The organism is Pantoea sp. OVA07A (assembly GCF_019969975.1).
Taxonomy (GTDB): domain Bacteria; phylum Pseudomonadota; class Gammaproteobacteria; order Enterobacterales; family Enterobacteriaceae; genus Pantoea; species Pantoea agglomerans.
In genome coordinates this window covers 1,714,893-1,727,767 of the sequence record NZ_JAHXYM010000001.1, presented here as the reverse complement: position 1 = coordinate 1,727,767, position 12,875 = coordinate 1,714,893, and the positions used below count along the sequence as shown (strand labels likewise).

Below are 12,875 nucleotides of genomic sequence, written 5' to 3'. Positions count from 1 at the left end.
CTGAAGCTGACTTCAGGCGGCCACGCTTATTTCTTCAGCGGCGAGGGAATGGTCATGTTTAACAGGCCACGCGACTTGTTAAAGATTTTGTTGCCATTTTCACGTCCTGCCCGACGCGCGCGCTGCTCTTCCGGTGAGAGCTTCGCCTCTTCCTGGCAGATCGGGCTACAGCAGTTCTCAAACTTCTCCGCGCAGCTTTTGCACTGAATAAACAGCAGATGACAACCGTCATTGACACAATTAACGTGGGTATCACAGGGTTCGCCGCACTGATGACAGTTCGACAACACATCGTCAGAGATCCGCTCACCCATCCGCTCATCAAAAACAAAGTTTTTGCCTTTGAAACGTACCGGTAATCCCTGCTCACGGGCACGTCGGGCATACTCGATGATACCGCCCTCAATGTGATAGACATCTTCAAAGCCGTTGTGCCGCATCCAGGCACTGGCCTTTTCACAGCGGATCCCGCCGGTGCAGTACATCACGATCTTTTTGTCTTTCTGATCCTGCAGCATCTCAACCGCCATCGGCAGCTGATCGCGGAAGGTGTCAGCAGGCACTTCCAGCGCATTATCAAAGCGACCCACTTCATATTCGTAGTGGTTACGCATATCCACGAACAGGGCGTCAGGATCGTCCAGCATGGCGTTTACGTCCGCCGCTTTAAGATACTGACCCACATCGCTGGCATCAAAACTGTCGTCTTCGATACCGTCCGCGACAATGCGGTCGCGCACTTTCAGACGCAGCACCCAGAACGATTTACCATCATCATCCAGCGCAATATTCATCCGCAGGTTGTTCAGCGCCGGATCAAAGCCATACAGCCATTCTTTCATCTTTTCATACTGGCTGGCTGGCACGCTGATCTGCGCATTGATGCCTTCGTGGGCCACGTAGACGCGACCAAAGACCTTAAGAGCTGTCAGGCCAAGATAGAGCGCGTCACGGAATGCTTTGGGATCGGCAATCTGGAAATATTTATAAAAAGAGACAGTGGTGCGCGGCTCGGTTTCAGCCAGCATGCGCGCCTTCAGCTCTTTATTGGAAACGAGGTTATGTAACACTGGCATGGTGTTCGTCCTGTTATCAATAGAAGAAATTTAGCGCGCACATGATACCTGATTTCACCGGGATGCAAAGGCCAGTGACCAGATTGATCGCCTGTTGCCGTTTTTTCCAGCAACATTGGACTATTAACCTTTGTTCATTGATGGCACGTTCCGATAGTGATATTTAAGCGCACGTCAAAAACTGGCACAATGGCGTAAATCAACGAGATATCAGCACCGCACGGTGCGCGACGCAGGAAAATTAACCTTCACATGACTCAGTTGCCTCAGTTTTCACGAGAACTGCTTCACCCGCGCTATTGGCTGACCTGGCTGGGTGTCGCTTCTCTTTATCTTTTGGTGCTACTTCCTTATCCCCTGCTTTATGTTCTCGGCTGTAATATTGGCCGCATTGGGATGCGTTTTATGAAACACCGCGTCAGTATTTCCCGGCGTAATCTGGAATTAAGTTTTCCGGATATGCCGGTAAATGAGCGCGAAGCGATGGTTAAACACAATTTCGAATCGGTCGGCATGGGATTAATTGAGACCGGTATGGCGTGGTTCTGGCCTGACTGGCGCATCAATAAATGGCATACGCCGTCGGGGCTGGAGCATATTCAGCAGGCGCGCGATAGCCAGCGCGGCGTGCTGCTTATCGGCATGCACTTTCTGACGCTGGAGATTGGTGCACGCATGTTTGGTATCCATAACCCTGGCATTGGCGTCTATCGCCCGAATGACAACAAACTGATCGACTGGCTTCAGGTCAAAGGTCGGATGCGGTCGAATAAAAGCATGCTCGACCGTAAAGATCTCAAAGGAATGATCCGCGCACTGAAACAGGGTGACATTATCTGGTATGCGCCCGACCACGATTATGGCCCGCGCAGCAGCGTCTTTGTGCCCTTCTTTGGCGTGGAAAAAGCGGCCACAACGGTGGGCACCCATCTGCTGATCCGCACCGGTAAACCGGCTGTCATCCCTTTCGTACCGCGTCGTCTGCCTGGGGGTCGCGGCTATGAACTGATGATACTGCCTGACATCAGCGGCGAATTTACGCTGGAAAGTGATGTCGCAACCGCAACCAGAATGAATCAGGTCGTTGAAGAGGGTGTGCTGCTGGCACCGGAACAGTACATGTGGTTGCACCGCCGCTTTAAAACGCGCCCCGAGGGCGAACCCTCCCGTTATTAATCTGTTCGCGCTAAATGTCTGTCAGGCATTTAGCGCGTTTTACTCCCCTGCTAAATAAATCACTCATGGCTGACTCAGCCTGTAAGCGAAACCGCAGGTCCAGTAATTAATAAACACCCGTATTCATAATATAATTTCTCTCTGTTTAAAGTTAAAACCGCTAATCAATTAACAGGACGGCAGGGGGCATTCAGCCTGTTTCGCTTTTTATTAATTAATATTGCAGCGAGTGCTATTGAATGCGTTATGGCGCTGATTATTCTGTACGCCAGGCCTAATCCTATTTAGCCGGTCTTAACGGTGTCTCACCGCTTATGAATCGATAAAAATTAACTTATTTTACAAGCGATTGCCTTGCTGATTTAGCTTATATTCCATTTTACATTTTTTTAACACCCCGATAGACCATTATGGAATTTGAACTCATTAATGCTTATCGGTAGTTTCGTTTGTAACAGTCAGGCCTTTAAGGGCTCTGGCCAGAATTATAAAAAAGACAACACAGCAAACCTCTAATGGGACAGTTAATATGAACAAAGGTCTCTACTATTACGTTACAATCGGTACCGATCAGGAAAATTATCACTTTCTTCATCGTAAAGGGTGCAAGCGTATGCCTGATAAAGAAGAGGTCATATTTATCGGCACGTTATATAATTTGAGTCAGGCCCTCTCCATCGCCAGAATTAATTTTAAGAAAGTTAAGCCATGTATAAAATGTTGTATCCGCTACTCAGCCCCCGTGATTCATGAGTCCGTTCAACCTGTTTTGCATTTCCCGCAAAAGATGATCTGACCCTGACTGGCGGGAAATGGCTTATTTCCCGCCAGTTGCACCGGCCTGACCTTTCCCTCCTTCAGATTTCGTCTATCCTTCACTGAAATCAAATAAATCCATAGTCAAAGACCCGTGAAGGAGAAGAGCGATGAGCATGTACAGTACCTTAGAGGAAGCCATCGATGCTGCACGTGAAGAGTTCCTCGCTAACCACCCGGAGCTCGAGGAAGGGGATGCATCAATCAGCCAGTTTGGTCTGCAAAAGTATGTGATGCAGGATGGCGATATCATGTGGCAGGCTGAATTCATGGCAGAAGAAGGTGAAGCAGGCGAATGTCTGCCTTACCGTAGCGGTGAAGCGGCACAGGCCATTTTTGATGCCGATTTTGACGAAGTTGAACTACGTCAGGAGTGGTTAGCAGAAAATACCCTGCACGAGTGGGATGACGGCGAGTTCCAGCTGGAGCCGCCGCTGGACACCGAAGAGGGTGAAGCCGCCGCGCAAGAGTGGGAAGATGATAACAGCGATTCCGATCGCAGTTACTCGTAAGGACCGTGGCTGGCATCCACCGGTAACAACAGGGTATCAACCACCAGCGACAGCGGCAGGTCGAGGATCGTCAGGACCCGCCATCCGCTGTCGCGAACATCCCACTGTACGCCGGGATAGTACTGATTACCGTGCCCCTGCCCGGGAATGGTACGGCTGATAATACTGCCGCATCCGCTTAAGCAGAGCACAGCCGCGACGATAACACCCGCCTTTAAGCACCCTTTCACCACACATATCCGCCATGAAGAAACAGCCATTGAGATCGTCACGCGCTGCTCGCGGTGACTGCCAGCAATAAATTTATCAGCGAATCGCTGTTTTAATCCGATAAAAAAAGCGGCATCGCTGCCGCTTTTTCAGATTACGCGTTGTTTGCCAGCGCGTTGGGGTTGAGCGTGAGTTTTTGATAACTCTCAACCCACTGATGATACTTGTCCGCATCTTCCCACAGTCGGGTATGAACACGGGCCAGCACCACCGGATCGCTGATCAACTGCAGACGCTGTTCGCGGCCCAGTTTATCCGGCGCATCGCTCAGCGCCTGATCAACCCGACGGTCACGCGCATAGTCCAGTAACTGACTCTGCTTGTGGCGCGATGTGGCCAGTGCCGTTGCCAGCGCGTTGAAGGCAGGATGGAATAAGGCATGCATAAAGCCATTTTCCAGCGCGCGCTCACGGTTCAGTACCACATAGCGATCGGTATCCACCAGCTCCTGCGGCGGTGAGTACTCTTCCGGGATCAGGAACAGCTTCGCTTTCTTGCTCTTAATGCCCAGCGTTGCGCGGCTCGACATGACCGAGACAAACGGCGACAGAATCAGTGAGAAGACGATCGGTGCCAGCCACCACAGGAAGTTAAGATCCAGCAGTCCCATACCAATCGCCCACACCAGACCCAATGCCATCTGCGAACCGTGACGTTTAAACGCCTCGCTCCACGGTGTCGCATCGTCATCACGCTGCGGTGAGTTCCACACCACTTCCCAGCCGAGGAAGGCGCTGACCACAAACACCGTATGGAACAGCATACGCACTGGTGCCAGCAGCACCGAGAACAGCGTTTCCAGCACCAGTGAAGCCAGCAGCCGCAGAGGTCCGCCGTAGGCCTTCGATCCTTTAAACCAGATCAACACGACACTCAGCATTTTCGGCAGGAACAGCAGCACCATGGTGGTTGAGAACAGCGCTATTGCCAGTTCCGGACGCCACTGCGGCCAGACCGGGAAGAGCTGCCGCGGTTGCAGGAAGTAGGTCGGTTCCATCAGCGTATGCACTACCTGCAGGGCAGTGGAGAGCGCCAGGAACATAAACCACAGCGGAGCCGAGAGGTAGGACATCACACCCGTCAGGAACACTGCACGGTGAACCGGGTGCATCCCTTTCACCAGGAACAGGCGGAAGTTCATCAGGTTGCCGTGACACCAGCGGCGGTCACGTTTCAGCTCATCCAGCAGGTTCGGTGGCAGTTCTTCATAGGATCCCGGCAGGTCATAGGCAATCCAGACGCCCCAACCGGCACGACGCATCAGCGCAGCTTCTACGAAGTCATGCGACATGATTGAACCCGCAAAGGAGCCTTCTCCCGGTAACGGTGCCAGGGCACAGTGCTCAATAAAGGGTTTCACGCGGATAATGGCGTTGTGACCCCAGTAGTGAGACTCGCCCAGCTGCCAGAAGTGCAGACCGGCGGTAAATAACGGACCGTAGACGCGGGTCGCAAACTGCTGACAGCGCGCATAAAGCGTATCCATACCCGATGCTTTCGGCGACGACTGGATGATCCCGGCATTCGGGTTGGCATCCATCATGCGTACCAGACCGGTGAGACACTCTCCGCTCATGACGCTATCGGCATCCAGCACCACCATGTAGCTGTAGTTGCTGCCCCAGCGACGGCAGAAGTCATCGATGTTTCCGCTTTTACGCTTCACGCGACGACGACGACGGCGATAGAAAATCTTGCCTGCCCCGCCAACATCCCGCACCAGTTCCATCCAGGCTTTCTGTTCGGCAATCGCGATATCCGCATCGTAACTGTCGCTGAGGATGTAGACGTCGAAGTGTTCAGCGTTACCGGTACGAACCACCGACTCCCAGGTCGCACGCAGACCGGCGTAAACACGCTCAACGTCTTCATTACAGATCGGCATAATCAGCGCGGTACGATGTTCCGGGTTAAGCGGTTCATCTCCGACCGTTGAGTAAGAGATACTGTATTTATCACGTCCAATCAGCAGCTGCAGGAAGCCCATCAACGCCGTCCAGAAACCGGCAGAGACCCAGCAGAAAAGTATGGCGAACAGGAACAGGATGCCGGTCTGCAACAAATAAGGCAGGATCTGCATCACTGACTGCTGCCAGTTCTGATTGATCATCTCCATCGGATCCAGAAGCGTCCAGCCCTGATACGGCAGAATACTCTTCATGTACCAGGTGGCGACCACGGTCTGGAAAATGGTCAGGATCAGCAGAATGTAGCGGCGAATTGAACCGACATGACGCCACTTCTCCTCGGCACGCCGCTCTTCGGCATTGCTATAACGCGGCACCGATTTGTGTCCACGCAGTGAGTCCCAGGCACGGGCGACCGGGTTGGTACGCCAGGCTTCCGGGAACATCAGTGAGCGTTTGACCTTCGGCATCGCCTTCAGCGTGGTACGGTCGAGGTAATCTTTACCCAACTGCTGACCTTCGGCCAGCGAATCGGGCCAGGCCATTTCAACCCGCGATGAGACCGATTTTAACGGCGCATCGTCGGGACGGTCACTGGCTGCGACATCCCTGCCCAGCACATCATGGATGAAGTGGAACTCGCTGGTATTCTGCAATGAGACGCTCAGGCGGGCCTTCCCTGCCGCATCCAGCGGCAGAGATTCCACATAACGTTGAGGTGTAAAAGTCGATTTATTCATTGGCAGGTAACTGATAGCTCCAGGTTTCCGTCAATGTCTTGTCGCCGCTAACCAAGGCCGCACGCATTTCGGTGGACTGCTTGGCATCTTTCACACGCAGACGCAACACCAGACGCCAGCCTTTGGTGACCGGGTTATAACGTACGCTCTGCTCAACCACATCAGCATTTTTACCCACGCTGACCTGCGGTGACACCTGACTGTTTTCCGCCATCTTGCTCATGTCTTTACCCACGAAGTCGATGGTGAAAGCCACGGTGCCATCCGGCTGACGCACCAGATTAGACTGCTTCACGTCACCCGCTGAACGCAGGGTATTTTTGACCCAGGCGGTATCATCGGAGTGCAGCTGGTTTTCGTCGCGCGAGAAGTGCAGACGATATTTGAAGTTCATCTCTTTGCCAGGCTCTGGCAGCGTCTCCGGCGTCCAGAACGCAACGATGTTGTCGTTGGTTTCATCTGCCGTCGGGATTTCAACCAGTTCAACCCGGCCTTTACCCCAGTCGCCTATTGGCTCAACCCAGCCGCTTGGACGAAGATCATAGCGGTCATCAAGATCCTGATAGTTGTTAAAGTCACGCCCACGCTGCAGCAGACCAAACCCTTTCGGATTCTCGATGGTGAAGGTGCTCACTGCCAGATGACGCGGGTTGTTCAGCGGACGCCAAATCCACTCCCCGTTGCCATTGTGGATAGAGAGACCGTCAGAGTCGTGCAGTGCCGGACGGAAGTTGTTCACCGTCGATGGCTGGTTCTGACCAAACAGGAACATACTGGTCAGCGGTGCAACACCCAGTTTGCCGACGTTATCACGCAGGTAAACTTTTGACTGCACATCAACCGTTGAAGCGTCACCCGGATGCAGCACAAAGCGATACGCACCCGCCGCACGCGGCGAATCGAGCAGTGCGTAGATCACCAGCTGTTTGTCCTGTGGTTTAGGACGCTGAATCCAGAACTCTTTAAAGCGCGGGAACTCTTCACCGGACGGCAGCGCCGTATCGATGGCAAGTCCACGTGCCGACAGGCCATAAACCTGACCGGCACCGATGACACGGAAATAGCTCGCGCCCAGGAAGCTGGCGATCTCATCGTTTTTACCCTTGTTGTTGAGTGGGTAAAGTACTTTGAAACCGGCAAAACCGAGGTTTTTTACCGCATCTGCGTCATGTTTTACATTACCGAAATTAAAATAATCGGGGTTGTATTTAATCTCGCGCACCGCGCTGGCGGTCACTTCGTTGATCTGCACCGGGGTATCGAAATACATTCCCTGATGATAAAACTCCAGCTTGAACGGCGTGCGCAGTTTGCCCCAATACGCTTTATCGTGGTTAAACTGGATCTGCTGATAATCAGCAAATTTCATTTCACGAAATTGAGAGGGTAAATTGCTTTTAGGCGCTTCGAAGCTTTTCCCTGCCAACGCTTTGGCTTGTTTGGCAACATCGTCGATGTTAAACGCCCAACTGTTATTGGCGTACAACGCCAGCAGAACTGCAGTACCAATCCAGCGTACCTTCATCAGTCCGGCTTTATTTTTTTCTTTAGTCAGCACATCCCCCCCTTTCGTGTGCTTAAATCAAACCCGTTTATCTTAAAGGATTATTCGGTTTTCCGACAGCTTATGCGCAACATTGTTCCCGCATTTCGTCAGGCTTAACCCTGCTTTTAGGACAATTAGACACTACGGATTCCACTGATAGTATACCTGGTTTATCCCAGGTAGAATTTTCACAGAGCATAATCCGGTTTCAGGGTGAAACCGGTTAAACGTACTAACGAACTGGAACTTTATGAGTACTGTAAAACCTGAACGTGAATACTTCCTCGACTCCATCCGCGCCTATCTGATGTTACTGGGGGTGCCGTTTCACGTTTCCCTCATCTACTCTGCGCAGAAATGGGCAGTAAACAGTCATGAAGCGTCGTTATGGCTGACGCTGCTGAATGATTTTATTCATGCGTTTCGTATGCAGGTGTTTTTCGTCATTTCGGGCTATTTCTCCTACATGCTGTATCTGCGCTATCAGCCACGTCGCTTCCTGAAGGTGCGTCTGGAACGGGTAGGTATCCCAATGCTGACCGCCATTCCGCTGCTGACGCTGCCGCAATTTTTTATGCTGAAAGAGTGGACGGATAAGCTGGCTGACTGGCCCCGTTTCACGCCCTATCAGAAGTTTAATAACCTGATGTGGGAGCTGATTTCACACCTGTGGTTCCTGGTGGTGCTGGTGATGCTGACCACGCTGGGGATGGTGACCTTCCGCTGGTTGCGCGATCAGCATCGCACCATTGATTATTCGCGGGTTGGCTGGGGATCGCTGACGGCGGGCGTACTGGCGTGGGCGCTACTCTGGTGCGTGTTCCGGCGTCTGGTGTTTATTTTCCAGCCTGCGTGGCTGATGGATGGTTTGTTTAGCATCATTGTAATGCAGACGCTCTTCTATCTGCCGTTCTTTATGCTGGGAGCGCTGGCGTGGAAACATCCCCCGCTGAAGCAGCTGTTTGTCCGCTTCAATCTGGTGATGTGGGTCGGTGCGCTGCTGATGTTTGCGGCCTATTGCGCCAACCAGCGACTGAGCAGCGGTGAGGGCTGGTTGTATGAGCTGGATGCGATTATCTCGACGCTGATGGGCATTTGCATGCTGAACGTCTGCTTCTGCTTTGGTCATAAGCTGCTGAATTCACATTCGCCGCGCATTATGTATCTGGTCAATGCATCACTGTTTATCTATCTGGTGCACCATCCGCTGACGCTGCTGTATGGCATTTACGTGACGCCGCGGATTGAAAACAACACGCTGGGCTTCTTCGTTGGCCTGCTGATGGTGTTTGGCATCGCGTTTCTGCTGTATGAGATTCACCTGCGCATTCCGCTGCTGCGGTTCCTGTTCTCGGGGAAATTTGAGCGTAAACAAGCACAATGACAGGCGATCAGTGACCTCGGGCCATAAGTGAGGTCAGGCTATAAATGATGTGTCTCACAGACAGCTTAAGAGTTTAAAGCGATGGGAGCATACGCCAGTAGCAAAGCATAGCGGGCCAGGGACAAAAACGCCGGGAGCGTTTTTGAACAACGCAACGCGTTGGCCCGGCAACGGGCGCACCTCAGGGATGAGGTGCGTAATCGCCCGCGCTGAGCCCGCCAGGGATGGCGGGTTTTGCGTCTTTGCGGAGGGCGTATGCTTCCTGAGCCAGCGCCTGTACCCAGGCAAGGTCCAGCTTAAAGCAGCCACTCAATCGGCAACCGCCACACCAGGCGTACCTGCAGCCGTTGCCACCAGGAGCAGCCCGGCTCGTGTTTATGCACAATCTGCTCCGGCTCACCCGGATACTCCAGCCAGTTTACCCTGCCCCACTTATCCAGCCGCAGCGTCCATGCCCGATCGCGCATTGACTGGCTGAAACGCTGATGCGTCTCTCCGGCGAGCGCCGCACTCTCAATCACCAGTCCCATTTCCGTATTCAGCACCGCTGAACGGGGATCGAAGTTAAACGAGCCGATAAACAGCGTCTGTTGATCCACTGAGAAGGTTTTGGCATGCAGGCTGGAGCCGGAGTTACCGGTTAATCCACGGTCGTGCGGGGCATCAGGCACGCCCGCCTGCGGTTTCAGCTCATAGAGCGCAATACCATGACGCAGCAGTTTTTTGCGCCACTTAGCGTAGCCGGCATGGACAATCGACACATCGTTAGCCGCCAGCGAATTGGTCAGAATGGCAATTTTTACCCCTTTGCGCTTCAGCGACAGCAGCTGAGCGACCCCTGCGCGGGTCGGCACGAAATAGGCCGAGATGATGTCGAACTGCTTTTGCGGCGTGCCTATCACCTCCAGCATTCGCTGCGGCAGCAGGCTTCTGGCACGCGCTTTGCCCAGCCCTTTACGCGGATCATCGCTCAGCAGGCGCGCTTTTGCCCAGGTCAGAGCCAGCGTGCCCTCTTCCAGCTCCTGCAGCAGCGAAGAATTTTCCAGCCGCTGAAGATAGCGCTGCACCGGTTCACTGTGACGCCACTCTGCTGGCAGACTCACACTGTCCTCTTCCGGCTCCTCTTCATCCAGCACCTGCTGCAGCGGCGAGACCGGCTTGCTGCGCCAGTAGCGCTCAAAATCCTCTGCGACTTCTTTAACCACCGGGCCTATTGCCATGACGTCGAGATCGGCAAACAGCGGTTCATTACCGGTGCCGAAATATTCGTCGCCGATATTGCGCCCACCGACCACGGTCGTGACGCCATCCACCGTAAAGCTTTTGTTGTGCATGCGTCGGTTCAGACGGGCAAAGTCGGTGAGATAACCCAGCGCGCGCAGGGTGCGAAACGAGAACGGATTAAACAGCCGCACCTCAATGTTGGGATGGCGGTTGAGCTGGGCCAGCGTGTCGTCCAGGCCCGGCGTATTGTTGTCATCCAGCAGCAGCCGCACTTTCACCCCGCGTCGGGCAGCTTCCAGCACGGCGCTGAACAGCAACCGGCCAGAGAGATCGTTTTGCCAGATGTAATACTGGATATCGAGTGAACGCTCCGCTTTTTGCATCAGCAGATAGCGGGCAGCAAAAGCATCCAGCCCGTCGCTCAGCTGATGGACGCCGCTCAGCCCCGGATGGCGCAGACACTCTGGCTCCAGCTGTGTTTCCAGCCAGCTGGACCGTTCCAATGGCTGGGAGAGCTCAAACGCTTCGGTCATGACATTTCCCTGTAAAATGCAGTTATTTTTATTATTCCCCGGTCCGACCTCTGATGCTATTCCTCTGTTCTGAGTTAGTGAGGGGTCACGGGCGTTTTTTAGTCTAGACTTAACCGGACGATCTGTGACCGGCATTATCCCGGCAGGAGAGGAATATGTCTCATCAATCCCTTACAGATGCCCGCCAGCGCTATCATCCCAGCCTGTTTCGCAGCTTTTTCCAGGGCAGTTTCCCCTGTTCCACAGCCTGCCGTACACCCGGGAAACGGCTGGATATGGTGATCAGCAGCGGACACGATATGCTGCTGGAAAAAGATTATGCCGCCCTGGCTGAGCAGCATCTGCTCACCGCCCGCGACGGTGCGCGCTGGCATCTGATCGAAAAGATCCCTGGCCAGTATGACTGGCAGAGCTTTCTGCCGATGGTCGACGCCGCACGACGTCAGCAGATGGAGATCATCTGGGAGCTGGCTCATTTCGGTTATCCCGATCATCTTAATATCTGGAAAGCCGAATTTGTTGACCATTTTAGTCGTTTCGCCCGCGCGATGGCACAACTGATGCGCGATCAGGGCATCGAACGCCCCTTCTTTACACCGGTTAATCAAATCTCATTCTGGTCATGGGCCGGGGCGGATGTGGCCTGGTTTAATCCTCATGCTGCGCAGCGCGGTAAAGAGCTGAAGCGCCAGCTGGTCCGCGCCTCGCTGGCGGCGATACATGCCATTCGCGAGGTCTATCCGGAGGCGCGCTTTGTGCTGACTGACCCGCTGGTGCAGATCGCTCATCATCCTGATAATCCGGACAGCAAACCCTATGCCGATGCGCAGCATCAGGCGCAGTTCGAAGCCTGGGACATGCTGGCCGGTCGCGTCGATAAGGAGCTAGGCGGCAGTGAAGATTGCCTGGATATCCTCGGCCTGAACTACTATCCCGATAACCACTGGTTTTTCCCCGACCAGCCGATGTCGCTGGAGGATCCGGAGCGTGTGCCGCTGCATATTCTGCTGGCACAGTGCTGGAAGCGCTACCAGCGTCCGATGCTGATTGCCGAAACCGGCGCTGAGGGTGAAGCGCGCGCGCCCTGGCTGCAGGAGATCAGTGAAAATGTGGCGGTGGCGCTGGATCAGGGCATTGCGGTGGAGGGGATTTCGCTCTATCCGGTAGTGGAGTATCCGGCCTGGGCCGATGACCGGCGTTCCCCTGGCCCGCTGCTGGGATTAGCCGATCCCAATGGCAACCGTAATCTACATGAGCCGCTGGCGCTGGTATTGCGCAGTCAGCAGATTAAGTTTGCGACACGAAATCAGACGTGCTGAGAAGGTGGCTTTTTAGGGTAACAGGAGCGAACGTCGAGAGAGGGATCGGCAGGATGACGTACGTCGGTCAGCCAGACCATGGTAAACAGGAAGGTCACCCCGATCAGGCAGGCCGCCAGCAAACCGATAATTGCGATTAATTTGTCATCTCCGGAGTCCATCGCCTTCTCCTTATTCAATCCGTTGAATCCCTGTGCGTGTCAGCTCATCCAGAGCGTAATCATCAGGACAAAGATTATAAGCGTTACCGAGGTCACCGCAAGCACCACTATCGCAAAGTGCGCATCGTCAAGTGACTGGCGAATTGGCTCATCGTGATCGTCGGGCGGCAAGGGTAAAGACATAACTATCCTGTGAAAAACATGGGCCGCC

The 12,875-nt window shown here is 53.8% G+C and carries 12 protein-coding genes; 5 read left to right on the top strand and 7 right to left on the bottom strand.

Going from position 1 to position 12,875, the window contains the following annotated elements:
* Positions 1-26: 26 nt before the first annotated feature.
* Entirely contained in the window at positions 27-1,076 is a 1,050-nt protein-coding gene (locus tag LC417_RS08290; RefSeq protein WP_010246407.1) for a rhodanese-related sulfurtransferase, read from the bottom strand.
* A gap of 252 nt (positions 1,077-1,328) precedes the next feature.
* Here LC417_RS08290 and LC417_RS08285 point away from each other — a divergent pair, with 252 nt between their 5' ends.
* The 3 genes from LC417_RS08285 (at position 1,329) to LC417_RS08275 (ending at position 3,580) form a co-directional block, all read left to right on the top strand.
* Complete coding sequence (locus LC417_RS08285) at positions 1,329-2,252, top strand: Kdo(2)-lipid IV(A) acyltransferase (protein WP_010246409.1); 924 nt, start codon at positions 1,329-1,331, stop codon at positions 2,250-2,252.
* A gap of 529 nt (positions 2,253-2,781) precedes the next feature.
* The gene (locus tag LC417_RS08280; RefSeq protein WP_010669830.1) at positions 2,782-3,048 is read left to right on the top strand and encodes a hypothetical protein; all 267 of its coding nucleotides are present in this window, start codon (positions 2,782-2,784) and stop codon (positions 3,046-3,048) included.
* A gap of 130 nt (positions 3,049-3,178) precedes the next feature.
* Positions 3,179-3,580: a MysB family protein gene (locus LC417_RS08275; protein WP_010246413.1), complete on the top strand. Its 402-nt coding sequence runs from the start codon at positions 3,179-3,181 to the stop codon at positions 3,578-3,580.
* Here LC417_RS08275 and LC417_RS08270 read toward each other — a convergent pair.
* The 3 genes from LC417_RS08270 to LC417_RS08260 all read right to left on the bottom strand — a co-directional run bounded on the left by LC417_RS08270 (position 3,571) and on the right by LC417_RS08260 (position 8,025).
* Positions 3,571-3,810, bottom strand: coding sequence for a YceK/YidQ family lipoprotein (locus tag LC417_RS08270; protein ID WP_010669829.1), 240 nt, complete (start codon positions 3,808-3,810; stop codon positions 3,571-3,573). The two genes, LC417_RS08275 and LC417_RS08270, sit on opposite strands and share 10 nt — an antisense overlap.
* Positions 3,811-3,944: 134 nt before the next feature.
* Positions 3,945-6,497, bottom strand: a complete 2,553-nt coding sequence (gene mdoH / locus LC417_RS08265; protein WP_223565697.1) for a glucans biosynthesis glucosyltransferase MdoH — start codon at positions 6,495-6,497, stop codon at positions 3,945-3,947.
* A complete protein-coding gene (locus LC417_RS08260) occupies positions 6,490-8,025 on the bottom strand; it encodes a glucan biosynthesis protein G (protein WP_223565734.1) in 1,536 nt (511 codons plus the stop codon). Before LC417_RS08260 ends, mdoH begins: the two co-directional genes overlap by 8 nt.
* Positions 8,026-8,293: 268 nt before the next feature.
* Here LC417_RS08260 and mdoC point away from each other — a divergent pair, with 268 nt between their 5' ends.
* Positions 8,294-9,427 carry a glucans biosynthesis protein MdoC gene (gene mdoC / locus LC417_RS08255; protein WP_010246421.1) on the top strand — a complete coding sequence of 378 codons (1,134 nt, stop codon included), beginning with the start codon at positions 8,294-8,296 and terminating at the stop codon, positions 9,425-9,427.
* 296 nt (positions 9,428-9,723) lie between these two features.
* Here the strand turns inward: mdoC and LC417_RS08250 are convergent, their stop codons facing one another.
* Entirely contained in the window at positions 9,724-11,184 is a 1,461-nt protein-coding gene (locus LC417_RS08250; protein ID WP_010246423.1) for a phospholipase D family protein, read from the bottom strand.
* Positions 11,185-11,339: 155 nt separating this feature from the next.
* On the opposite strand from LC417_RS08250, the gene LC417_RS08245 reads away from it, so the two are divergent.
* Positions 11,340-12,503, top strand: a complete 1,164-nt coding sequence (locus tag LC417_RS08245; protein WP_223565696.1) for a beta-glucosidase — start codon at positions 11,340-11,342, stop codon at positions 12,501-12,503.
* On the opposite strand, the gene LC417_RS08240 is transcribed toward LC417_RS08245, so the two are convergent.
* Positions 12,491-12,664 (bottom strand): hypothetical protein, encoded by a 174-nt coding sequence (locus LC417_RS08240; RefSeq protein ID WP_010246427.1) that lies wholly within the window; start codon positions 12,662-12,664, stop codon positions 12,491-12,493. The two genes, LC417_RS08245 and LC417_RS08240, sit on opposite strands and share 13 nt — an antisense overlap.
* Positions 12,665-12,703: 39 nt before the next feature.
* The gene (locus LC417_RS08235) at positions 12,704-12,847 is read right to left on the bottom strand and encodes a hypothetical protein (protein WP_010246429.1); all 144 of its coding nucleotides are present in this window, start codon (positions 12,845-12,847) and stop codon (positions 12,704-12,706) included.
* Between the last annotated feature and the right edge of the window lie 28 nt (positions 12,848-12,875).